This is a genomic window from Vibrio chanodichtyis (assembly GCF_028863985.1).
In the GTDB taxonomy this organism is placed as follows: domain Bacteria; phylum Pseudomonadota; class Gammaproteobacteria; order Enterobacterales; family Vibrionaceae; genus Vibrio; species Vibrio chanodichtyis.
Window position 1 is genome coordinate 315,614 of the sequence record NZ_JARBFT010000001.1, and the last position, 22,402, is coordinate 338,015.

At 49.0% G+C, this 22,402-nt stretch carries 21 protein-coding genes; 14 read left to right on the forward strand and 7 right to left on the reverse strand.

Annotated elements, in window-relative coordinates; genetic code table 11:
• Positions 1 to 55: 55 nt before the first annotated feature.
• The 4 genes from PUN32_RS01335 to PUN32_RS01350 all read right to left on the reverse strand — a co-directional run bounded on the left by PUN32_RS01335 (position 56) and on the right by PUN32_RS01350 (position 6,442).
• Positions 56 to 1,075, reverse strand: a complete 1,020-nt coding sequence (locus PUN32_RS01335) for a GlxA family transcriptional regulator (RefSeq protein ID WP_274721409.1) — start codon at positions 1,073 to 1,075, stop codon at positions 56 to 58.
• Positions 1,076 to 1,136: 61 nt separating this feature from the next.
• A complete protein-coding gene (locus PUN32_RS01340) occupies positions 1,137 to 1,991 on the reverse strand; it encodes an MBL fold metallo-hydrolase (RefSeq protein ID WP_274721410.1) in 855 nt (284 codons plus the stop codon).
• Positions 1,992 to 2,180: 189 nt separating this feature from the next.
• Complete coding sequence (locus PUN32_RS01345) at positions 2,181 to 3,101, reverse strand: response regulator transcription factor (protein ID WP_274721411.1); 921 nt, start codon at positions 3,099 to 3,101, stop codon at positions 2,181 to 2,183.
• Positions 3,098 to 6,442, reverse strand: a complete 3,345-nt coding sequence (locus PUN32_RS01350) for a hybrid sensor histidine kinase/response regulator (RefSeq protein WP_274721412.1) — start codon at positions 6,440 to 6,442, stop codon at positions 3,098 to 3,100. The genes PUN32_RS01345 and PUN32_RS01350 overlap by 4 nt, the downstream gene beginning before the upstream one ends.
• Positions 6,443 to 6,753: 311 nt before the next feature.
• Here PUN32_RS01350 and urtA point away from each other — a divergent pair, with 311 nt between their 5' ends.
• The 13 genes from urtA to PUN32_RS01415 all read left to right on the forward strand — a co-directional run bounded on the left by urtA (position 6,754) and on the right by PUN32_RS01415 (position 18,153).
• Positions 6,754 to 8,058 (forward strand): urea ABC transporter substrate-binding protein, encoded by a 1,305-nt coding sequence (gene urtA, locus PUN32_RS01355; RefSeq protein WP_274721413.1) that lies wholly within the window; start codon positions 6,754 to 6,756, stop codon positions 8,056 to 8,058.
• A 232-nt stretch (positions 8,059 to 8,290) separates the two neighbouring features.
• Complete coding sequence (urtB, locus tag PUN32_RS01360) at positions 8,291 to 9,859, forward strand: urea ABC transporter permease subunit UrtB (RefSeq protein ID WP_274721414.1); 1,569 nt, start codon at positions 8,291 to 8,293, stop codon at positions 9,857 to 9,859.
• Positions 9,860 to 9,861: 2 nt separating this feature from the next.
• A complete protein-coding gene (gene urtC / locus PUN32_RS01365) occupies positions 9,862 to 10,947 on the forward strand; it encodes an urea ABC transporter permease subunit UrtC (protein WP_274721415.1) in 1,086 nt (361 codons plus the stop codon).
• On the forward strand, positions 10,944 to 11,783 hold the full coding sequence (urtD, locus tag PUN32_RS01370; protein ID WP_274721416.1) for an urea ABC transporter ATP-binding protein UrtD: 840 nt from the start codon (positions 10,944 to 10,946) through the stop codon (positions 11,781 to 11,783). The genes urtC and urtD overlap by 4 nt, the downstream gene beginning before the upstream one ends.
• On the forward strand, positions 11,777 to 12,472 hold the full coding sequence (gene urtE, locus PUN32_RS01375; RefSeq protein ID WP_274721417.1) for an urea ABC transporter ATP-binding subunit UrtE: 696 nt from the start codon (positions 11,777 to 11,779) through the stop codon (positions 12,470 to 12,472). Before urtD ends, urtE begins: the two co-directional genes overlap by 7 nt.
• 6 nt (positions 12,473 to 12,478) lie before the next feature.
• Positions 12,479 to 13,336, forward strand: coding sequence for an urease accessory protein UreD (locus PUN32_RS01380; protein WP_274721418.1), 858 nt, complete (start codon positions 12,479 to 12,481; stop codon positions 13,334 to 13,336).
• A gap of 25 nt (positions 13,337 to 13,361) precedes the next feature.
• On the forward strand, positions 13,362 to 13,664 hold the full coding sequence (gene ureA / locus PUN32_RS01385; RefSeq protein WP_166014799.1) for an urease subunit gamma: 303 nt from the start codon (positions 13,362 to 13,364) through the stop codon (positions 13,662 to 13,664).
• 8 nt (positions 13,665 to 13,672) lie between these two features.
• Positions 13,673 to 13,978 (forward strand): urease subunit beta, encoded by a 306-nt coding sequence (locus PUN32_RS01390; protein ID WP_274721419.1) that lies wholly within the window; start codon positions 13,673 to 13,675, stop codon positions 13,976 to 13,978.
• 10 nt (positions 13,979 to 13,988) lie between these two features.
• Complete coding sequence (gene ureC, locus PUN32_RS01395) at positions 13,989 to 15,695, forward strand: urease subunit alpha (protein ID WP_274721420.1); 1,707 nt, start codon at positions 13,989 to 13,991, stop codon at positions 15,693 to 15,695.
• A 53-nt stretch (positions 15,696 to 15,748) separates the two neighbouring features.
• Positions 15,749 to 16,285, forward strand: a complete 537-nt coding sequence (gene ureE, locus PUN32_RS01400) for an urease accessory protein UreE (protein WP_274721421.1) — start codon at positions 15,749 to 15,751, stop codon at positions 16,283 to 16,285.
• A complete protein-coding gene (locus PUN32_RS01405) occupies positions 16,285 to 16,947 on the forward strand; it encodes an urease accessory protein UreF (protein WP_274721422.1) in 663 nt (220 codons plus the stop codon). The genes ureE and PUN32_RS01405 overlap by 1 nt, the downstream gene beginning before the upstream one ends.
• 1 nt (position 16,948) lies before the next feature.
• A complete protein-coding gene (gene ureG / locus PUN32_RS01410; protein ID WP_274721423.1) occupies positions 16,949 to 17,575 on the forward strand; it encodes an urease accessory protein UreG in 627 nt (208 codons plus the stop codon).
• 35 nt (positions 17,576 to 17,610) lie between these two features.
• Positions 17,611 to 18,153 carry a HupE/UreJ family protein gene (locus PUN32_RS01415; protein ID WP_274721424.1) on the forward strand — a complete coding sequence of 181 codons (543 nt, stop codon included), beginning with the start codon at positions 17,611 to 17,613 and terminating at the stop codon, positions 18,151 to 18,153.
• A 73-nt stretch (positions 18,154 to 18,226) separates the two neighbouring features.
• Here PUN32_RS01415 and PUN32_RS01420 read toward each other — a convergent pair whose 3' ends face one another.
• Positions 18,227 to 18,865 carry an NAD(P)H-dependent oxidoreductase gene (locus PUN32_RS01420; protein WP_274721425.1) on the reverse strand — a complete coding sequence of 213 codons (639 nt, stop codon included), beginning with the start codon at positions 18,863 to 18,865 and terminating at the stop codon, positions 18,227 to 18,229.
• A gap of 263 nt (positions 18,866 to 19,128) precedes the next feature.
• Between PUN32_RS01420 and PUN32_RS01425 the strand changes: the two genes are divergently transcribed.
• Positions 19,129 to 19,728, forward strand: coding sequence for a sugar O-acetyltransferase (locus PUN32_RS01425; RefSeq protein WP_274721426.1), 600 nt, complete (start codon positions 19,129 to 19,131; stop codon positions 19,726 to 19,728).
• A 10-nt stretch (positions 19,729 to 19,738) separates the two neighbouring features.
• Here the strand turns inward: PUN32_RS01425 and PUN32_RS01430 are convergent, their stop codons facing one another.
• Together PUN32_RS01430 and PUN32_RS01435 are read right to left on the reverse strand one after the other, a co-directional pair.
• Positions 19,739 to 20,863 (reverse strand): YibE/F family protein, encoded by a 1,125-nt coding sequence (locus PUN32_RS01430; RefSeq protein ID WP_274721427.1) that lies wholly within the window; start codon positions 20,861 to 20,863, stop codon positions 19,739 to 19,741.
• A gap of 68 nt (positions 20,864 to 20,931) precedes the next feature.
• On the reverse strand, positions 20,932 to 22,326 hold the full coding sequence (locus PUN32_RS01435) for an alkaline phosphatase (RefSeq protein WP_274721428.1): 1,395 nt from the start codon (positions 22,324 to 22,326) through the stop codon (positions 20,932 to 20,934).
• Positions 22,327 to 22,402 lie beyond the last annotated feature (76 nt).

Consider the following 22,402-nt stretch of genomic DNA (forward strand, 5'->3'; position numbering starts at 1 on the left):
AACGATCGCTAACACTGCTGCACTTCGAGTGGGAGAATTTCTTTCACTCGAGGAGTTAGTAAGAGGTAGGTAAACGGTGGAGCTTGCTACTTGTCTTTAGCTCTTCACTCGATTGATTAAATGATTTTCGCCACTGATTGGGAGTTACGTCATAGCGCTGTTTAAATTTTTCGCGCAGTAGCATGGCTGAGCTGAAGCCGGTTTTGGCGACAATTTGTTCTAATGATAAGTCGGTCGATTCCAGCAGATCTTGTGCTAAATTGAGCCGCTCGCTTGCCAGCCACTCGCCAAACGCCATGCCGGTAGCCTTATGAAATTTGCGCGTGAAGGTACGGCGAGTCATCGCGATCGAATTAGCTAATTCATCTAAGTTGTATTTTTGATCAAGCTGAGAGTGGATAGTCTCCATTAATTGGTTGATTCGTGAATCTGAAGTGGTTACCGGAATCGGCTGATCAATAAACTGCGCTTGCCCCCCTGCTCGATACGGAGCCACTACCATTCGTCTGGCGAGGCGGTTGGCGATGGTGCTGCTGTAATATTTACGGAAAATGTATAAGCAGCAATCAATACTTGCCGCAGTTCCTGCTGAAGTGATTACGCCTTCATCTTCTACATACAGTGCATTGGTATCAAGTCTGGTATCCGCAAAACGTTGGGTAAAATCTTGTTCCAATTCCCAATGCGTCGCCGCACGCTTACCCGCTAATAGTCCAGCATAAGCCAGTACATATCCGCCAAGGCACAAGCCCGCCACTAATGCTCCGCGAGCATGTGCACGGCGTAAGGCAGTTAGCAGTGCTGGATTGGGCTGCTCATCAACGGCTCGCCAATATGGAATAATGATGATGTCGCTGTGCTCAAGAGCGGCTAATGTGGCTTGAGTATGGATCTCAATACCAAGATTGCATTGAAGTGGCCCTTCTTCACCAGCAACCAACTGCAGATTAAATAGGGTTTGGTTCAATGTTTCTGGGCCAAAGACTAAGCTTGGAACCGAAATATGAAAGGGACTAAAGTGATTAAATACCACCACGCTGACCTGCGGGGGCGCGTGCTCGGTGATAAAAGACATAATAATGAAATCCAAAAAAACAGGGCAATAATGAATATAGCCCTGTAGTTAATTTGTGGGGTTAGAACTTAATAATATCACCTTGCTGAGGAACAAGAACGCGATCACTTAGTTTGTTTTCAGTGACATAAGCACGCATATCATCACTGGTCACTGTCATGTGATTTACAGCATCCATATGCACTGTGATAATTTTTGCCTCTGGCAGCATAGAGTAAGCTCGGCGGACATCTTGCTTGCTCATAATGATGCCATCATCTGGGAACGCGAGCGTGCGCGCATCACCAGTATTGACAATTAGCACCTGAGGCTGATGTTTGAGGATCGCTTTATTAACATCGGCGGTCCATACTGTATCTCCTACCAAATAAGTTGTCGGATGGCCTTCGGCTTTAAAAACCACGCCCATGGCTTCCCCTAACATTTCTCCTAGTGGTGTGGCGTACATTTCCGCAGTGCCATGTGCACCGTGCGTTTTCACCAATGTCACATTATCTACTTGCAGAGTATCTTTCAGTATTTGTACGTTGTTAAACCCTTGAGCGCGGATCAACTGGGCATCTTGCTCATGCTGCGTAATGATCAGCATTGTTTTTGGTAACTTATCTTGGGCGGCGGTATCCCAGTGATCAAGGTGGGTATGGGTTACAATCACACCATCGACATCATGATAAATTTTCTCAACAGTCAGAGGCAGTTCTGTTAATGGATTGCGTAATTGACTATTGTGTGTGCCTTCAAACCCAGGATATGCCCCTTTATTGGCTAGCATAGGGTCAATTAAAAAAGTTTTATTGGCAATGCGCAGCTTACCTGTGGCACTACGTAGATGTTGGTAGCTGTCAGCAGCAAATGTTGACATGCTGAAAGTGGCACAAGTTAAAACGACACAACTGAGTAAGGTGGTTAATTTCATAGTATTGCTCCTAATAGGCACAGGATGAGTTCAGTGGTGCTTATTTTAAGTGATTGACCAGCCGCTAAAAGTGGCTTAAAGGACACATAACGCTGTGATCGGGACAAAAAACGGGAGCATGTGTCACAGCGGATACTTGAGAGTGTTGTGCAGCTAATCGTAAGTAGAAGTTAATTTATTAACTCATTGTTACGCTTTCTCTAACACGCGTACTGACATGCTGGCGGCCGAGGTGCGGTTATCGACCGCGAGCTTTTTATAGATCTGTTCGAGATGCTTATTAACGGTGCGTGGACTCATCGCAAGTATTTGGGCAATTTCCCAGTTGGTTTTGCCAAAACAGATCCAATACAGCACTTCGGATTCACGTTTGGTCAGATTAAACTCCACGCGTAAATCTTCTGCCGTCCCGGCTTGTTTCGGCAACTGGATCCGGATCAATTGATGGCTGTGGTCATAATTTCCGGCCAAGCTTGCAGCAAGTGGCGAGTCAAATTGAGTCAGTATCAGTGGTGTTGTGCTGTCACTCTGGTTAAGCCACTGCGCAATGTCGGTTTGTAGGCATGCCCAAGTTTCGGTGAGATGGTAGGCACTGTCAGCGCAGTGATTATTCTCACACAACAGTTTTTGCGCCTGTGGGGTGGCCCACGCTAAGTCGCCATGCGAAGAGACGCAGCACAGAAATTGGCCGGCATAATCGAGCGCCGCTTGTGCCGATTTTGCCACTTGCGCGTTGTGGCTATGTACCCGAATGCGCGCGAGTACCTCCGCTGGCACCACAGGTTTGGTGATGTAGTCGACCCCACCAGCCTCAAAGCCTTTAATCACATGTTGGGAGTCATTGAGGCCAGTCATAAAAATGATCGGTGTGGCGGGCAGTTTTTCCTTTAATCGCAAGCAAGTCTCAAAACCATCTAATTTTGGCATCACCGCATCTAACAAAATAATATCGGGCTGAATTTTTTCGATAATCGACAGCGCTTGATAGCCATCGAGTGCGACCAGTACGCTAAGACCAGCTTGATTCAGGCTAGCATTGAGCATGCCTAATGATTCTGGTGAGTCATCGACCACTAAGGCGATGATGTTTTTTGCTAAGAAACCGTTCATGAATCGATTAATCCATTAATCTGTTCGACGATGTGAGCAAAACGGCACTGGCGTGCTTGCTCTCGCATTGTGGTGATAAATTGGCTGCCTTGATGACCATTACGCTCTAAGTGGTCAAGTCGCTCACTGAACGCCGACATAAAGCCAATCTCTGCGTAGCTTTTCAGTTGATGAAGCTCCGCTTGATCGGGATAGCGGACATCGGGCTGCGCTGCAGAGCTTGCGCTTGGCGGTTGATAAATCCAATTAATCTGCAGCAACTGGCTCAGTTTGCCAAGCAGTAACGGTAACGCTACTGGTTTGGTCAGATAACCATTGTGATAGCGGCAGAGCTGATGATTAGTTTCCAACTCTTGAATATTGGCCGAGAGCATTAAGATCGGCTGCTGATAATGCTGCTGTCTTAACTTTATTGCTAACTGCCAGCCATTCATTCTGGGCATAAAAATATCTAACATAAATAGGTCGATGGCCTGCTTGGCCGCAACGGCTAATGCCGCTTCGGCTGAGTCGGCTTGCAGAATAGTAAACCCAAGTGGGCTTAAAATATGGCTGATTAAGGTACGCTGATCCGCGAGGTCATCGACCACCAACAGTGTTTTTCGCGCGCCCTGATAACCGATGACATCACTATGGATTAACTCGGCGGGTTCGATGTGGTCATACACTTCAGACAGCATCATTTTCAGGGTGAAGTTGCTGCCTTGGCCGATTTCACTCACGCACTCAATTTCACCGCCCATTAACTCAGCTAAGGCATTAGAGATGGTCAGCCCTAATCCGGTACCGCTCACATGCTTGGTTTGCTCGGATTGAATGCGCTCAAAAGGACGGAAAATCAGCAACTGATCTTGGGCGCTAATGCCAATACCGGTATCTTTGACGCTAAAACGTGCCACCTGATTGCGGTAGGTGACGGAAAAATCGATTGATCCTTCAGCGGTGTATTTCACTGCATTGGTCAGCATATTGATCAAAATTTGTCTTAGCCGCTGTTGATCGCCACTGATAAACACCGGCAGATGGCTGGCAGCATAGAATTGAAAACGGAGTTTTTTGTGCTCGGCTTGCAAACGAAACATGTCGACCAACTGTTGTAACAAGACGTGGAGATTAAAGGTCTCCCGCTGCAACTCTAAGCGGCCGGCTTCAATTTTAGAAATCTCCAGCAAGCTTTCCAGTAAATCGCCAAGATGCTTGCCATTTCTCTCCAGTGTTGCAGCATATTGACGCTTTTGTGGGCTGAGTTCTGGATCGTGGCTGAGTAACTGGGCATAGCCCAATAGTACGTTCAATGGTGTTCTTAATTCATGGCTGAGTCCGGCGAGATAGCGACTTTTCGCATCATTGGCATGTTCGGCCTTTTTCTTGGCGCGTACCAACTGTTGTGAGGTTTGCTGATGCGCGCTGATCTCATCCGATAGCAATTCGCTATGGGTTTGCAGCTCTTGCATCGCAAGGTGGCGGTTGCTTTTGGCTAGCACCAACAGCCAGCTGATGATGCCGGTCGGGATCAGCAGTAAAGCGAACGCTTTATATAAACTGAGCGAGAGCGAATTCATTTTGGTTGGATCTAAGCTCGGTACTTGACTGTAGGCTAGCGCTAAAATAATTCCAATCGCTAGGCTCATGATGGTCATCACGATGATAAATTGGCTTAGCGAGGAAGAGATCTGATTGACCCAAGTTATCGGCAAGTAAGGTTTTAACGCCTGTTTAACCTGCGTGCCGAGTGTGGCTTGCGGGCGGCATTGATCATGACAACGGACATCAAGCGAGCAGCAAAGTGAACAGATATCGCCTTGATAGGCGGGACAGTGTGCCATATCTTCCGTTTCAAAGGCGTGCTCACAGACCACGCAGCGCTGTTCGGCGTTTGGTTTGGCGGGCGTGTGGTCGGCGACTAAGTAATATTGGCTACGCGTGGCGAGGGCAATCAGTGGCGCTGTGAGTAGCGGGATCGCAAAAGCAAGGTATGAAGCCAATGCTTTGAGCATTTCGTTATAAAGCCCAAAATGTGCTGATAAACCAAATAGAGAGGCAATTAACATTGAGCCGAGGCCGACAGGGTTGAGGTCATACAGTTTGGATCGTTTAAATTCAATATGCGCTGGGCTAAGTCCCAACGGTTTGTTAATCACTAAATCAGCGACTAGGCAGCCTACCCAAGACAATACCAGCACCGAATAGATTTGCAGGGTTTGTTCAATCAAGCGATACACCCCAAGTTGCATCAGCAGTAGCGCAATCAGAACATTAAACAGCATCCACACTACGCGTCCGGGGTGGTGGTGAGTCAGGCGTGAGAAGAAATTCGACCAAGCCAGTGAACCAGCGTAGGCATTCGCAAGGTTAATTTTTAGTTGGGAAATGATCACGAACACTCCTGCGCCAATCAGGGCTAATTGAGTGTTGTCGGTCATATAGCCAAACACATTCACGTACATATGCGCGGGATCTTTGGCGAGATCGGGCGCGATACCTTGTTGGATCGCCAGCCAAGCTAACAAACTGCCGAGGGCTATTTTTAATGCACCGAATAGCATCCAGCCGGGCCCCCCGATCAGCATTGCAGCCCACCAGCGAGAGGATGTTGCTGCGGTTTTTTCTGGTAAAAACCTCAGAAAATCAACCTGTTCGCCAATTTGTGCCACCACGGCCAGTAACACCGCTGAGGCAGCCCCAAACAGTAACCAGTCAAATTGAGCAGCATGTTGATCTAAGCCGCCGTAAGCGAGCCACTGGTCAATCTGAGTATTGGGGTGGCTGAAGACAAACCATAGTGGCGCCAGTTGCAGTAACAGCCACAGCGGTTGTGACCACATTTGCAAGCGGCCGATATTGGCAATGCCTAAAGTTACTAGCGGGATTACGATCACGGCGCTGATCAGGTAGCCGCACCACAGTGGGATCGCCAACAGCAGTTCGAGAGCCATAGCCATAATTGCCGCTTCGAGTGCGAAAAAAATGAACGTAAAAGAGGCATAAATCAGTGAGACGATAGTCGAACCAATATAACCAAAACCCGCCCCGCGGCTGAGCAGATCAATATCCACCCCATATTTGGCCGCGTAATAACAGATCGGAGCGCCGCTGAAGATCACTACCAGCGAGACCCCAGCAATTGCCCATAGTGAGTTAGTGACACCGTAATTAAGGGTGATGGTTGCGCCGAGCGCTTCTAATACCAGAAACGAGACAATGCCTAAGGCGGTGTTAGCGACCCAGCCAAGCGACCATTTTCTTGCGCGCTTGGCGGTAAAACGCAGGGCAAAATCTTCCAGTAACTCATTACCCACCAGGGTGTTATAACGCCGGCGCGTTATAGGAACTTTCGGCATAGCCTTTCTCTTCATCCTTTATGCAGCGCTCTGCATTCCTTGCAGAGCTCGCTATGTTACCACAAGCATTGGACGCCGCGAGCAATGATGGCCGGGGCGATCGCATGCGGTTTAACACGCCCGCGCGAGTATAGCGCGAATTTTTTGCATCGAATATGCGTTGTTTGACGTAGGACGGATGCGCAATGTGCGCATACCGTTGCCGGGCTATTTCTCTGATACTTGGGGCGAACTTGCTTTTGATACCCGCGAGGCTCGCGGCGATTGGAGGTGTAAGTTCGGACCATTTATTCGTCAAGGGAAGGTGAAAAATGATACGGAAATTCCTCGCTAGTGCGGTATTGACCGCGCCACTAATCAGTACCTCATTACTCAGTAGTGCACTGTTCAGTACGTCGGCACTCGCCGCTGATACCATTAAAGTCGGAGTGTTGCACTCATTGTCCGGCACCATGGCGATCAGTGAAACCACGCTTAAAGATACCATGCTGATGCTGATCGATGAGCAAAACAAAAAAGGCGGTTTACTGGGTAAAAAATTACAGCCAGTGGTGGTGGATCCTGCCTCCAACTGGCCGCTGTTTGCGGAAAAAGCGCGTGAGCTGATTGCCAAAGAGCAAGTCGCCGCAGTCTTTGGTTGTTGGACTTCCGTTTCGCGCAAATCGGTTCTGCCGGTATTTGAAGAGCTGAACAGTATTTTGTTTTACCCGGTGCAATACGAAGGCGAAGAGTCATCGAAAAACGTGTTTTACACCGGAGCTGCACCAAACCAACAAGCGATTCCGGCAGTCAATTACTTAATTGATCAAGGTGTGCAACGCTGGGTGCTGGCTGGTACCGACTATGTTTACCCGCGTACCACCAATAAAATTTTAGAAGCCTATTTACTGGAGCAAGGCGTCGCGCCTTCCGACATCATGATCAACTACACGCCATTTGGTCATTCGGATTGGCAGTCAATCGTCGCCGATATTAAGAAATTTGGCTCAGCCGGTAAAAAGACCGCAGTGGTTTCCACCATTAATGGTGATGCTAACGTCCCATTCTATAAAGAATTGGGTAACCAAGGGATTAGCGCCGAGCACATTCCGGTGATTGCTTTTTCGGTGGGTGAAGAAGAGCTGTCAGGCATTGATACCACTCCTCTGGTGGGTCACTTAGCGGCATGGAACTACTTTGAAAGTGTTGAGGCACCAGCGAACCAAACCTTTATTCAAACTTGGCGTAAATTCATCAAGGATGACAAACGAGTCACCAACGATCCGATGGAAGCCACCTATATCGGTTTCAACATGTGGGTAAAAGCGGTGGAAGCCGCAGGCACTACTGAGGCGAGCGCGGTGCAAAATGCGCTGATCGGCACATCGGTGGCCAACCTTTCTGGTGGTTACTCAACCATGATGCCAAACCATCACATCACCAAACCGGTTCTGATCGGTGAAATTCAAGCCGATGGTCAGTTGCAAACCGTTTGGGAAACCACAGGGTTAGTGGTCGGCGATGAGTGGTCTGACTATCTTCCCGGCTCCAAAGACCTGATCTCAGATTGGCGTGCGCCACTGAGCTGCGGTAACTACAACGTCAAAACCGGTAAATGCTCAGGGCAGAACTACTAGCGGGTTATTAATGGTATCGAGTCATTAATCCTCGTTGCGTGGTTAAGGCAATAAGTGGGGTGCAAGCCCCACTTCTCCGCCGTGACCATCCGCCAACATTGAACCGATAAGGCTTAGAGATAAGCCGAGTGAGAAAGGGTTATTCATGGTGTTCATTTTGCGAATCTATGCTATCGCGCGCATCATCAGGGATGGGGTTCGCTTGGGCGTTCTCGGCATCACTGTTTTATTGATGAGCAGTTTGGCTCAGGCTGAAAACCGCTCTGAATTTGAGCAAGGGCTACAAGCGATCGCGATGCTTAAATTTAATCACATCGAAACGGGGGTCAATCGCCTGCTCCACAGTGGCGATCCACGTGCGGTGGATGTGTTAAGCCAACTGCTCAATGGTGAATTGTATGTTGAGCAATCCAACGCCGATTTGGTCGTGATTAAACTTAAACAAGGCAGTGATTATACCATTCAGCCACTGTTTGGCAGCGACGCGGATGAGCGGCAGGTGATGAGCAGCGCGATTAAAAAAGTCGCGATCAACAACCGTCTGCGCGGTCAGTTAAAAGCGGCGATTGCGCAGTTGAGTATTACTCATCCTGATCCGGCGCGGCGAATTAAGGCGCTCAACCAGTTAATTGGCGCGCTGGATCACGCCAGCTACTCGTTAGTGCAAAGTCACTTGCCACAAGAAACCAACCCCAAAGTCAAAGCGTTAGGCTTGAGTGCGTTAGCCATCTACGATTTGCAGCACAGCAGTGATCCGACACGATTGGCGCAAGCGATGGATACGCTGAAATCCAGTTATCAGCCTGCGGCACGCAATGCTTTGCAGCAGTTTATTGAAGCACATCCTGATAGCGCTTTGAATGATGCGGCACGCGGTGCGCTAAGTCGGATTGAGCAACGAGAAAAAGTGGCGGATTTGGCGCAGACGCTGTTTTTTGGTTTAAGCCTCGGATCAGTTTTGGTATTGGCCGCGATTGGTCTGGCGATCACCTTTGGGGTAATGGGGGTGATCAATATGGCGCATGGTGAACTGATCATGCTCGGTGCCTACACCACTTATGTGGTGCAAACGCTAATGCCGGAGCAGATTGGATTATCCATCATGATTGCTATTCCATTGGCATTTGTGGTTTCCGCCGCAGTCGGAGTACTGATTGAGCGAGGAGTGATGCGGTTTTTATATGGTCGCCCTTTAGAAACGCTACTGGCCACGTTTGGGATCAGTTTGATCTTGCAACAAGCGGTGCGCAGTGTGTTTTCTCCACTAAATCGCTCGGTTGCCACTCCCGAATTTATGCAAGGCGTGTTGGAAATCACTCCGCTGCTTAGTCTGACGTTAAACCGATTATACATCATTGTATTTTGTTTAATGGTGTTTGCCCTGTTGTACCTGATTTTGAACTACACCCGCTTAGGGATTGAGGTGCGGGCAGTCTCACAAAATCGCAGTATGGCTCGTGCCATGGGCGTGCGTTCCGAGTGGGTCGATGCGATGACCTTTGGTTTAGGCTCGGGGATTGCCGGCATTGCTGGGGTGGCGTTAAGCCAGTTAACCAACGTTGGCCCCAACTTAGGTCAAGCTTACATCATTGACTCATTTATGGTGGTGGTGTTTGGCGGGGTTGGCAATTTGTGGGGCACGCTGGTGGCGGGAATGTCGCTTGGGGTTGCCAACAAAATTTTAGAACCTTGGGCGGGCGCGGTATTGGCCAAGATCTTGGTTCTGGTGTTCATCATTCTATTTATTCAGAAAAAGCCCCGAGGACTGTTTCCTCAAAAAGGGCGCTCCGCGGAGGGATAAGCATGGTCTATCAACCTAAGTTATTGGATCGCTCGACCATGACCTTTCTCTTGGTTTTGGCGAGCGCGTTATGTGTGGTTCCCGCATTGAATATGCTGGTCGATTCAAACAGTGTCCTACACATCTCTACTTACACCATCACCTTAATTGGTAAATATTTGACCTATGCCTTACTGGCGGTGGCGGTGGATCTGGTGTGGGGCTATCTCGGCATTTTGAGCTTAGGTCACGCGGCATTTTTTGCTTTGGGTGGTTACGCCATGGGCATGTATTTAATGCGCCAAATTGGTGAGCGTGGCATTTACGGCCACCCAGAACTGCCGGATTTTATGGTGTTTTTAAACTGGCAACAGTTGCCTTGGTTTTGGCACGGATTTGACCAGTTCTGGTTTGCGGCGCTGATGATTGTCACTGTGCCAGGAGTGCTGGCCTTAGTGTTTGGCTGGTTAGCTTTTCGCTCACGAGTGACAGGGGTGTATTTGTCGATCATCACTCAGGCTTTGACTTATGCACTAATGCTGGCCTTTTTTCGCAATGAGATGGGGCTGGGTGGCAATAACGGCTTAACCGATTTTAAAGATCTGCTCGGCTTTGATTTACAAGCCAACGCCACTCGGATCAGCTTATTTGTGCTGTCTGGTCTTGCGCTGGGGCTTGGCTATATTGCGTGCCGTTTTATCGTAGTCAGCCGCTTAGGGCGAGTGGCACTGGCGATCCGAGATGCGGAATCGCGCACGCGGTTTACGGGTTATAAAGTGGAAAATTTCAAACTGGCGATTTTCGGCTTTTCAGCCGTATTGGCCGGTATTGCTGGTGCCTTGTATGTACCCCAAGTGGGCATTATCAACCCCTCAGAATTCTCACCACTCAACTCAATTGAATTGGTGGTGTGGGTTGCGTTAGGTGGACGAGCCACCTTATACGGTGCGGTGGTCGGTGCCTTGGCGGTCAATTATGCCAAAACCTATTTGACCGCAGTATTGCCCGAAGTGTGGTTGTTTAGCTTGGGAAGCCTATTTGTGCTGGTTACGCTGTTTTTACCACAAGGGGTGGTTGGGCTATTCAAAGCCAAGGAGGTACGCGCATGAGCTTAAGAGCATTGAGCCGATCCATCACCGATAGAGAGCGGGTTTATGATTTCTTGGTGCCTAAAGTCAATCCGATGTTGACGGTTGGGCATGGTTGCTTGCTGTATCTGGAAGGATTAACCGTCAGTTTTGATGGCTTTAAAGCGATCAATAATTTGAATTTGTACATCAACGAGGGTGAATTGCGCTGCATTATCGGCCCCAATGGTGCCGGTAAAACCACCATGATGGACATCATTACCGGCAAAACGCGCCCAGATAGCGGTAGCGCATGGTTTGGGCAGAATATTGATTTACTCGAATTGAGCGAGCCACAAATCGCCCAAGCTGGGATTGGCCGTAAATTTCAAAAACCGACCGTATTTGAACAGCAAACGGTATTTCATAACCTTGAGCTGGCAATGGCGGGAGCCAAAACCGTACGAGCCAGTTTGTTTGCCAAGCTCTCGGCTTCAGACATCGATTATATCGATTATGTGCTTAAACAAATTGGCTTAGTGGCTCAGCGCGGCTTGTTGGCTGGGGCATTGTCCCATGGACAAAAGCAGTGGTTAGAAATCGGCATGTTGCTGATGCAAAACCCGAAGCTGCTCTTGGTCGATGAACCTGTGGCGGGAATGACCCATCAAGAGATGGATCGCACAGCAGAGCTGCTGACCAGTCTGGCTGGTGAGCGAACGATTATTCTGGTCGAGCATGATATGGATTTTGTGCGTTCCATTGCCTCGCAGGTGACGGTGCTCCATCAAGGTTCAGTATTGGCTGAAGGCAGCATGGATCAAGTACAGAGCAACCCCAAAGTGGTTGAAGTCTATTTGGGAGACGCCGCATGTTAAGCATTAAAGGATTAAATCAGTTCTACGGGCAAAGTCATACCTTATGGGATTTGGATTTAGAAGTGCCAGAGGGGCAATGCACCTGCCTGATGGGGCGCAATGGGGTGGGCAAAACCACCTTGTTGCAATGTGTGATGGGGCTATTGGCAACCCAAAGCGGGCAAATTGAATACCAAGGCCAAGACATTACCCGCTTGAGCGCCGAGCAACGAGCACCGTTGGGCATTGGCTATGTGCCACAAGGCCGGCAAATTTTTCCTTTACTGAGCGTTGAAGAAAATTTGCGGATTGGGCTACCCGTGCGCGGCGATAAGTGCAAAAACATTCCCGATTTTATCTATGAGCTGTTTCCCGTGTTGCAGCAAATGCTGCACCGCCGCGGCGGGGATTTATCCGGTGGGCAGCAGCAACAATTAGCGATCGGGCGCGCCTTGGTGATTAACCCCAAACTGTTGATTTTAGATGAGCCGACCGAGGGCATTCAGCCCAATGTGGTGGCTGAAATTGGTGACATTATCCGTCGCTTAAATCAAGACATTGGCTTAACGGTATTGCTGGTCGAGCAAAAGTTACCCTTTGCTCGAAAAGTGGCGGATCGCTTCTCGCTGCTCGACCGAGGCCGCCAAGTGGCAAGCGGTGAAATGGCCGCACTCAGCCCAGAGCTGGTCAAACAATATCTCACGGTTTAGCGCGATATGAGACGATCTCGCTTTGATCTCAGCACACAACCCGAGCGCCATTGGCCGGCTAAGATCGGCTTGGGATTTGATCACGATGGTGAGCAAACCCGCATGGCGCAGATGGCTTTCCAAGGGCCGCTACGTGTCCAGCGCCCTTTTTACCCTGAACAGGAGGTGTGCCACGTTTATTTATTGCATCCACCTGGCGGGCTGGTTTCGGGTGATGATCTGCGCATTGACATCGCCTGTGCGCCTGGTAGCCACGTGCTGTTGACTACGCCATCGGCGGGTAAGATTTATCGTGCTGATAGCCAAGGAGGAGCGCAGCGCCAGCATGTGCAGATAAATGTGGATAGTGCAGATTGTGAATGGTTGCCCATGGAAACCATTGTGTTTGATGGCGCACATGGCCGGCTTTCCACGCGGATCAATTTGTATGGCGAGGCGAAATTCGTCGGGCTTGATGTGTTTTGCCTTGGCCGCCCGAAAAGTTTACAGCCTTTTGTGAGCGGCAGTGTTGAGCAACGTTTAGCCATTTATCTGCATGACCAGCCGATCTTGCTCGAGCGGCAATATCTATCGGCCGACGATCCGCTATTGCGTGCCATGAGTGGCTTTAATCAGCATCTGGTGTCAGGCACCTTGCTGGTGTTTGGGATAGTTAACGCCGATGCCGCAGTCGCCAGTTTAAGGCTCAGCTCGCTATTTGAGTCAATGACCTTAAGTGTCACACATCGTTTGGGGGTGATTGTGGTGCGCTATTTGGGTGATTGTAGTCAGCAGGCACAGCAACAATTAAGAGCGTGCTGGCAGCAGTTACGGCCTCAACTGATGGGAAAGCCGGCTTGCCCACCGAGAATTTGGAATACTTAATTTACTGCGATTGTAGAGGGATACGATGGAATTATCACCAAGAGACAAGGATAAACTGCTGCTGTTTACTGCAGCCTTAGTGGCCGAACGCCGCTTAGCCAAAGGCATCAAGCTCAACTATCCAGAAGCGAGTGCCTATATCGCCGCTGCGATTATGGAAGGGGCACGCGAGGGCAAAAGTGTTGCGCAATTGATGAGTGAAGGGCGCACATGGTTAAACAAAAGCTTAGTGATGGACGGCATTGCTGAGCTGTTGGATCAGGTGCAAGTTGAAGCCACCTTTCCGGATGGTACCAAGCTGGTCACCGTTCACAATCCGATTCAGTAGGAGGCGCGATGAAACCGGGAGAGTATCAATTGCAATCCGAACCGATTGAACTGAATGTCGGGCGTAACACCTTGCGCATTTCGGTGGTGAATCATGGTGATCGGCCGATCCAAGTTGGTAGCCATTACCATTTTTTTGAAACCAATCCCGCCCTCGATTTTGAGCGCGCGGCAACCCGAGGTATGCGTTTGAATATTGCGGCGGGGACCGCGGTTCGTTTTGAGCCGGGGCAAACCCGTGATGTCGAATTGGTGGCACTGGCTGGCGATCAAGTGGTGTATGGGTTTCGCGCCGCCGTAATGGGTAAGGTGTAAGGAGCATAACATGGCACAAATCTCGCGGGCGGCCTACGCCGATATGTATGGCCCAACCACGGGCGACAAAGTTCGCCTAGCCGATACTGAACTGTGGATTCAGGTCGAAGACGATTACACCACCTATGGGGATGAAGTGAAATTTGGCGGCGGCAAGGTGATCCGTGACGGCATGGGGCAAGGCCAAAAATGTCGTGCAGAGGTGGTTGATTGTGTGATCACCAATGCGCTGATTTTGGATCACTGGGGGATAGTCAAAGCCGATATTGGAATCAAAGATGGCAAAATTCACGCGATAGGCAAAGCGGGCAACTCCGATATCCAGCCTCATATAAACATCCATATTGGAGCTAGTACGGAGGTCATTGCTGGGGAAGGGCACATTGTCACCGCAGGGGCGATTGATGCACATATTCATTTTATCTGCCCACAACAAATTGAAGAAGCCTTGATGGCGGGCACTACCACCATGTTAGGTGGTGGTACTGGTCCTGCAACCGGAACCAATGCCACCACTTGTACTCCTGGTGCATGGTACTTAGCACAGATGCTGCGCAGTACCGATTTGATGCCAATGAACTTTGGTTTTTTGGGCAAGGGCAACGCGAGCTTGCCCGCCGCACTGGAGGAGCAGTTACAAGCGGGTGCTTGTGGCTTAAAACTGCATGAAGATTGGGGCACTACGCCGGCATCAATAGACAACTGTTTGGCGGTCGCTGAACAGTACGATGTACAAGTGGCGATTCATACCGATACGTTAAATGAATCAGGTTTTGTCGAAGACACCTTAGCCGCCTTTAAAGGACGCACCATCCATACCTATCACACTGAAGGAGCCGGGGGTGGACACGCGCCAGATATTATCATCGCTTGTGGGCAAGCGAACGTGTTGCCATCATCCACTAACCCAACTCGCCCTTATACGGTGAATACTGTCGATGAGCATCTCGACATGTTAATGGTGTGTCACCATCTCGATCCCAATATCCCAGAAGATGTGGCATTTGCTGACTCGCGGATCCGCAAAGAGACGATTGCTGCCGAAGATATTTTGCATGATTTGGGGGCATTTTCGATGATCTCTTCCGATTCACAAGCGATGGGACGCGTCGGTGAAGTGATCTGTCGCACTTGGCAAACCGCGCACAAAATGAAAGTACAACGCGGCTTGCTACCCGAAGATGAAGCACGCCAGGCCGATAACTTTCGCGCCAAACGCTACATCGCCAAATACACGATTAATCCGGCGCTTGCCCACGGCATATCCCACCTGGTGGGCTCATTGGAAGTCGGAAAGTTGGCGGATATTGTACTGTGGAAACCGGCTTTTTTTGGGGTTAAACCTGCGTTGATCATCAAAGGTGGTTTTATTGCCGCCGCTCCGATGGGCGATGCCAATGCCTCCATCCCAACGCCTCAACCGGTGCATTATCGTGCCATGTTCGCCGCTTATGGCAGCGCGGCGGCACAAACTTCAGTCACATTTACCAGCCAAGCCGCCTTAGCCGCAGGTTTGGCACATAAGCTTGGACTTAAACGGCCACTGGTGGCTTGTCGCAATTGTCGCAAGGTGACCAAACACGACATGATTCATAACCACTACATGCCGCAGATCAGTGTCGATCCGCAGACTTACGAGGTGAAGGCTGATGGTCAAGCGTTAACCTGCGATCCGGCAACTGAACTGCCTTTAGCGCAACGTTATTGGCTGTTTTAAATCCCGATGTTTGCTCAAGCAAAATTTGAGTTAACTCAACCAAGGAGAGTTGTATGTTGAAAGTGATAGGACGTTCCGAACATTTCCAAGGCGCGGTATTGGATAAGCTGGTACTACCTTATGCTGTGCGCCAAAAAGGCCGGTTTCGAACCGTGAGTCAATCAGGACTGGAAGTTGGGGTGTTTTTAGCGCGTGGTGCGGTACTAAAACAAGGTGACTATTTGCACACCGAGTGTGGTCAGGTTTTGCAAGTCGTCGCACAACAAGAGCCGGTCATTATTGCCAAAAGTGACGATTGGCAAACCTTTGCCAAAGTGTGTTACCACATGGGTAATCGCCATGTGCCGATGGCGATTGGCGACCTGTGGTTGCGCTTTCAGCCCGATCATGTTTTACAGCAAATGGTTTGCATGATGGGACTGGTTTGTGAGGCGCAGATGGCTGAATTTAACCCCGAACATGGTGCATACCATACCAGCAGCAAGCCCCATTTTCACCCCGTGCATGAGCATGCTCACTCGCATTCCCATGAGCAGGATCATGCCCATCATTCATCACATGCTCAGCAGGAGCGGGGACATCATCACTAATGCAAATTGGCGCGCTGTTATCTTTGCTGCATCTTAGTAGTCCCAGTTTGCCGATTGGCGCATTTGCGTATAGCCAGGGTTTGGAAGCCGCCGTTGAGCTTGGCTGGGTGGTGGATCACGAGAGTTTAAAAGCGTGGCTTGCCCCTTTGCTGTACAGCGCTCAAGCCCATTTAGAATTACCGTTGCTCAAGCGTTTTTATCAGGCTTGGCAGCAGCAAGATGTTGAGCAGATTGCTTATTGGCAACAAGTGTTACTGGCTAATCGTGAAACGGCAGAGTTAGTGCTGGAAGAGCAAAAACTGGGGCAAACCCTGCATCGTTTATTGGTGAGTTTAAAGGTTGAACTGGGTAGCCAGGCACAAAACTTAAGCTATCTGCCGCTATATGCCAAAGCGTGTGTTCATTTTAACGTTCCGCTGTCTATGGCGGCGACGGGCTGGCTGTGGTCTTGGCTCGAAAATCAGGTCACGGTGGCGTGTAAAACCATACCGCTTGGCCAGACTGCGGCGCAGCAAGTACTGCTGGCGATGATGCCGTTGATTGAACAAGCGATCGCCGTCGGGCTGACGGTCAGTGATGACAAGATTGGCCTGACGCTACCTAATTTTGCCATGGTGAGTGCATGGCATGAGACGCAATATTCAAGATTATTTCGGAGTTAATATGAGCACACAATGTTTACGAGTAGGAGTCGGTGGCCCTGTGGGGTCGGGTAAAACGGCATTGCTGCGTCAGTTATGTTGCGCCATGCGTGAGAATTACAATCTGGCGGTAGTGACCAATGATATTTACACCAAAGAAGATGCCGAGTTTTTGATGCGCCATCAGGCTCTGGATCAAGACCGCATTATCGGGGTGGAAACGGGCGGTTGCCCACATACGGCGATCCGAGAAGATGCGTCGATGAATCTTGCCGCGATTGATGAGTTGCATCAGCGACATCAGGGGTTGGAATTAGTGCTGGTGGAAAGTGGTGGTGACAACTTAAGTGCAACGTTTAGTCCGGAGCTTTCCGACTTGACCTTGTATGTGATTGATGTTTGTGCGGGAGATAAAATTCCGCGCAAAGGCGGGCCAGGGATCACCAAGTCCGATTTGCTCATCATTAACAAAACCGATTTGGCACCGATGGTAAATGCCTCGTTAGAGGTGATGGACCGCGATGCAAAAAAAATGCGCGGTGAAAAACCCTTTGTCTTTACCAATTTGATTCGCGGTGATAGTTTAAAAACCGTGATCGATTTTATTGTTCAACAAGGTATGTTGGCTGATCGCCCCGTTAATCTGTGATCAGTCACTCGCATTAATCAAATAAGGAAATTTATATGCAATACTCTTTTCGCAACATCGTGCTAGCGATGAGCACATTAGTGATCAGTACTCCGAGCTTGGCACACGTCGATCATGCCATGCAGGCCAGTTTTTCGGCAGGGTTTTGGCACCCGCTGACCGGATGGGATCATTTAGCCGCTTTGCTGCTGATCGGCTTTTTTGCCGCCGGTTATGATTATAAAAAATCGGCGCAAATTATTGGCTGTTTTTCAGCGGCGTTAATCTGCGGTTTTTTGATTGGCGTTGAGTGGTCGAATGCCGAGCAAGTTGAATTTTTGGTCGCCGGCTCTTTAATGGCGTTACCGCTTGCTTTGTATGCGTACCGAAAAACCGGTGTCATCAAATGGCTTTCCATCATCAGTATTGCGGCATTTAGTGCCTGTCACGGCTTGGTACAAGGGGCTGAGGCGATGGGGGCAATCCGCGAATTTGGCCTAGGTTCCTTAGTCGCCAGTGTACTGGTGATGGTCGGCGTTAATCTGCTGGTTAAAACCCTGCGCAGCACTGTGGGCAGTGGCAAGGTGGCTAAATCATAATGCGGGTATCCCCCATACCGTACCCAAGCCTTGGTGATTTAAGCACAAGGCTTGGGTGCTAGAGGTTCTAAGATCAGGGCATGTCAATAATGAAGTTATCCCGTGAGCGACGCACCTTAGCTAAATTAACTAGCCAGTCACCTTCATCGGCGCGATAGCCAAGAGGCAGTAACACGACCGAGCGTAAACCGCGTTCGCGCAGTTGGAGAATTTCATCGACCTTAGCCGGATCGAAGCCTTCCATTGGGGTACTGTCTACGCCTTCTTCCGCTGCGGCGATGAGCGCCGTGCCTAGGCCAATATAAGCTTGGCGGGCGGCATGCTGGTAATTGATTTCAGGGTCACGCGGTACGTAATTTGCCAATATTTGCTGGCGGTAATTTTCCCAGCCTTCATTGCGAAATCCTCGCACTTCATTGACTAAGTCGAACATCATATTGATGCGCTCGGTGGTGTAATTGTCCCAAGCGGCAAACACCAATAGATGGGATGCATCGGTGATCTGCGCCTGATTCCAAGCATGGGGCACGATTTGCGCGCGCAGATCGGGATTAGTAACCACAATCACTTCATACGGCTGCAGGCCACTGGAGGTTGCGGTAAGGCGGATTGCTTCCAAAATTCGCTCAACCTTTTCTTGTGCTACAGCTTGGTTTGGATTCATTTTTTTGGTCGCGTATCGCCATTTGAGTTTGCTGATCAGATCGGACATAAATTGACGCCTTTTGTGTAATGTGATGATAAAAATTCAACCGTATAGGTGCTCTGTGAGATTTGTGTATGCAAGTCTGGAGTTGGCCGTTGCATAATATGATCTAAATTGTTGTGTTAGTGAAGTATTTTTTGTTAATGAGGGTGCGATGCTGGTAAGATTGCCGGTGGTTGTGTTATTCGTTGGTTGTTATGCAAAGCGGCTAGTTGGTCAATGAGCCGTAGCGTCATGCTGGGGTAAGCCTTAGAGAGGGAGTAAGTAACATGGATGTGAAGCACAGAATGCATAATCAGCAGGTGTACTTTTGTAACGATGAAGCTCTAGCTCAAGAGCAAACACAATGTTTGGAGTTACTCTATGACTTTAACCAAACACGTCCAAGCGAATTGGCACAAAGGCAACAACTGTTAGGCCGGTTTTTGGCGGAGATGGGTGAAAATTGTTACATCGAGCCGCCACTGAGAGCCAACTGGGGGCGGCATACCCATTTGGGGCACAATGTGTATGCCAATTTTAATTTGACCCTAGTCGATGATACGCATATCTATATAGGCGATAGTGTCATGATCGGCCCGAACGTAACCTTAGCCACTGCTGGGCATCCTATTGCGCCTGAATACCGAGAAAAGGTGGCACAATTTAATGTTCCTATCCATATCGGTCGCAATGTGTGGCTTGGGGCCAATTGTGTGGTGTTACCCGGTGTTACCATTGGTGAAAATACTGTGATTGGCGCTGGCAGTGTAGTGAAGCACAGCATCCCCAGTAACGTTGTGGCAGTAGGCAATCCATGCCGAGTCTTGCGACCAATCAACGACCGCGATCGAGAGTACTACTACTCAATGCATCGATTTGATGTGTGATAGCCCATGACTAAATTTCCAATTTATTGGTTACCTCAAAGTGGCCTTGATTAAAACGACGACAGAGTAGGTAAGCGGCGATCCAAGCGGTCAGTGGGGCAACCAATAACATTGAAATACTGCCTACTAGCGTTCTCGATATTTCTGCCGCCACCAGCTTCATATTGAAGATTTGTAACATACTGACGTCGCGGCTCATAAATAGCATCAGCATCGTCAGAAAACCGCCGGAATACGCCAATAATAACGTCGTGGTCATGGTGCCAATCACTGCACTACCAACTCTAAACCCAGAAGCCATTAATTGACCCTGCTGTAGTGTTGGGCGATTGGCTTTTAGCTCTTCGAGGGTTGCTGCCATCTCCATCGCGACATCCATTGCCGCGCCACTCGCACCAATTATCACGGCGGCGAAATAGATATTGAGCATATTTAAATGCATACCGGTTTCAAACAGTACGACTTGTGCCAAGGGTTGGGTCATACCATCGAGTTTTAACCAGCGGGAAACCACAATACACAGCCCAGTGGTGATCACTAAACCGGTTAAAGTGCCTAGAAAGGCTGAAATGCCTTTAGTGGTAAAACCTGCCACGGAGAAAATGATCACGCCGCTGAGTAGGCAAACGCTGGATGTCGTGGCGATTAATGGATTAGTACCGCTTAATAGCGTAGGGATTAACCAATACCAAATAATGGCGAGTGAGCCGGCAAACGAGAGCAGTGCCCGAACCCCGACGCGCCGAGCATAAATCATTAACCCCAGCGCAAAAACGCAGAGTAAGCCGATTAATACTTCTAAACGATAATGTGCCAGCGTTCTGGCCAGAATCGGTTTGCCCTGAGAATTGCTTTGATAAACAAAAAGAACGTTATCACCTGGCTGATAATATTCGTCATATTCTAGTGAACCAGAAAGGTGGTTAGTTGCTTCGATCGGTTGTTCAAAACCAGAAGTGGTGATCATCACGCGCTGTTCGCCAATACGGTTTGAACCTATCACGGTCATTCGACTGTTATCAACAGAGATAACCGTACCTTTGGCTTCCATTGAATCTTGTCGATCAGGTCGGTCGAGTAACCCGAATCCAAGAAAGCTGATCATTACGGCTAGGGCGAGCATTACTCCACGCATGGATAATTCCTTAATGAAGAAAGAGGGGCTGGCCCCTCTTATGTTTGTACTAATAAAATGGATTTTACTTATTGAACGACGCCAATTTTGAGGCCCATAACATCTGCAAATGCGTTTGCAACTTCAGTGTTATCTTTAAACCCACCGAATTGCTCTGCGCCATTACCTATAGCGGTAAGAGGAAGTTGGGTTGCCGTATGAGCAAAAGATGTCCAGTAAACACCAGCACGCTTTGATGTCACATGGGCTACCGCAATCGCAACCGGATCATAGCCCCCCGCATTTTTTTGTGCGGCTGCGGCATCTTTATCGAATGCATCCATGGCTTGATTGATCAGGGCGGTTTCTTCAGCGTTTAAATCGTTAAGTTGATACACTTTGGCAATGTGATCGAACATCGCTTGACGATCGCCTTGGTAAACTTTTTGCAGTTTATCTTCGATGGAATTACCCGTTGCGATAATTTTGTCTATATTCATGAAGTAGTTAGTGCCAAAACCTAAGCCCATGCCACCGGTTTCATGGTCACCTGTTACCACGATTAAGGTTTCTTTAGGATGCTTATGATAAAAATCGACGGCAGATTGCACCGCTTGATCGAAGGCTAAGGTATCGTAAACTACGCTGGCAATATCATTGGCATGTGCCGCATGGTCAATACGACCGCCTTCCACCATCAAGAAAAATCCTTTCTCGTGAGTAGACAGTAATTGGATTGCTTTGTCGGTGATCTCTTTGAGTGACGGAGTATCATCGGTTTTCATGCGGTCGATTTCGTATGGCAAATGTGACGAGGTAAAGGCTGCGAAAACTTTGTCGCCCTTTTTGGGGGTATAGCCACGAAATGACACGCTAGTATCGACCCCGACAAAGGTTTGGTAACCTTTTTGCGCAAAATTAGCACTCAGATCTTGTTTGTCAGTTCTGCGGGTTTCAGCATTGGCCACAAAATGTCGATAACCGCCGCCGGCGAGATAATCAATATTGGAGGCTAAATAATCTTCCGCGATCTCGTTTTCATTATTGCGGCTCATGTTTTTGGCAATAAAGGCGGATGGTGTCGCGTGAGTTAAGCGAGTGGTAGTGATCAGGCCGGTTGCCATCCCCTTATCACGTGCTGACTCAAGAATAGAGATGGTTTTTTTGCCATCTTTGGTCATGCCGACAATCCCGTTATCCGTCTTGACCCCAGTGGCTAATGCTGTACCCGATGCCGCGGAATCGGTGACCAGTGAATCTAATGAGTGAGTAGTATTGATTCCGGCAATCGGCATATTATTCATGGTTAAGCGAAAGTTTTGATCACCGGTTTTTTGCTGCAAATAATATTCGGTGACCTGTCTTTGCGTTGCCGCCATGCCATCGCCAATCAGATAAAACACGTATTTGGGTGCAGCTTGAGCATGAGCAAGACTGCTTGCCAACATCGATAAAGCAAGACATGAAATTTTAAGTGGTTGCATAAATATCCCTATAAATCTTAAGTAATTAACTAAAGTAAAAACTAAAACTGATTTATGAAGGAAAGGTGATGCTTTT

Bases quoted from the DNA above. Each gene is read 5' to 3' on its own strand.
- PUN32_RS01335 (WP_274721409.1), bottom strand. From the start codon at position 1,075: ATGTCTTTTATCACCGAGCACGCGCCCCCGCAGGTCAGCGTGGTGGTA.
- PUN32_RS01340 (WP_274721410.1), bottom strand. From the start codon at position 1,991: ATGAAATTAACCACCTTACTCAGTTGTGTCGTTTTAACTTGTGCCACT.
- PUN32_RS01345 (WP_274721411.1), bottom strand. From the start codon at position 3,101: ATGAACGGTTTCTTAGCAAAAAACATCATCGCCTTAGTGGTCGATGAC.
- PUN32_RS01350 (WP_274721412.1), bottom strand. From the start codon at position 6,442: ATGCCGAAAGTTCCTATAACGCGCCGGCGTTATAACACCCTGGTGGGT.
- urtA (WP_274721413.1), top strand. From the start codon at position 6,754: ATGATACGGAAATTCCTCGCTAGTGCGGTATTGACCGCGCCACTAATC.
- urtB (WP_274721414.1), top strand. From the start codon at position 8,291: ATGAGCAGTTTGGCTCAGGCTGAAAACCGCTCTGAATTTGAGCAAGGG.
- urtC (WP_274721415.1), top strand. From the start codon at position 9,862: ATGGTCTATCAACCTAAGTTATTGGATCGCTCGACCATGACCTTTCTC.
- urtD (WP_274721416.1), top strand. From the start codon at position 10,944: ATGAGCTTAAGAGCATTGAGCCGATCCATCACCGATAGAGAGCGGGTT.
- urtE (WP_274721417.1), top strand. From the start codon at position 11,777: ATGTTAAGCATTAAAGGATTAAATCAGTTCTACGGGCAAAGTCATACC.
- PUN32_RS01380 (WP_274721418.1), top strand. From the start codon at position 12,479: ATGAGACGATCTCGCTTTGATCTCAGCACACAACCCGAGCGCCATTGG.
- ureA (WP_166014799.1), top strand. From the start codon at position 13,362: ATGGAATTATCACCAAGAGACAAGGATAAACTGCTGCTGTTTACTGCA.
- PUN32_RS01390 (WP_274721419.1), top strand. From the start codon at position 13,673: ATGAAACCGGGAGAGTATCAATTGCAATCCGAACCGATTGAACTGAAT.
- ureC (WP_274721420.1), top strand. From the start codon at position 13,989: ATGGCACAAATCTCGCGGGCGGCCTACGCCGATATGTATGGCCCAACC.
- ureE (WP_274721421.1), top strand. From the start codon at position 15,749: ATGTTGAAAGTGATAGGACGTTCCGAACATTTCCAAGGCGCGGTATTG.
- PUN32_RS01405 (WP_274721422.1), top strand. From the start codon at position 16,285: ATGCAAATTGGCGCGCTGTTATCTTTGCTGCATCTTAGTAGTCCCAGT.
- ureG (WP_274721423.1), top strand. From the start codon at position 16,949: ATGAGCACACAATGTTTACGAGTAGGAGTCGGTGGCCCTGTGGGGTCG.
- PUN32_RS01415 (WP_274721424.1), top strand. From the start codon at position 17,611: ATGCAATACTCTTTTCGCAACATCGTGCTAGCGATGAGCACATTAGTG.
- PUN32_RS01420 (WP_274721425.1), bottom strand. From the start codon at position 18,865: ATGTCCGATCTGATCAGCAAACTCAAATGGCGATACGCGACCAAAAAA.
- PUN32_RS01425 (WP_274721426.1), top strand. From the start codon at position 19,129: ATGGATGTGAAGCACAGAATGCATAATCAGCAGGTGTACTTTTGTAAC.
- PUN32_RS01430 (WP_274721427.1), bottom strand. From the start codon at position 20,863: ATGCGTGGAGTAATGCTCGCCCTAGCCGTAATGATCAGCTTTCTTGGA.
- PUN32_RS01435 (WP_274721428.1), bottom strand. From the start codon at position 22,326: ATGCAACCACTTAAAATTTCATGTCTTGCTTTATCGATGTTGGCAAGC.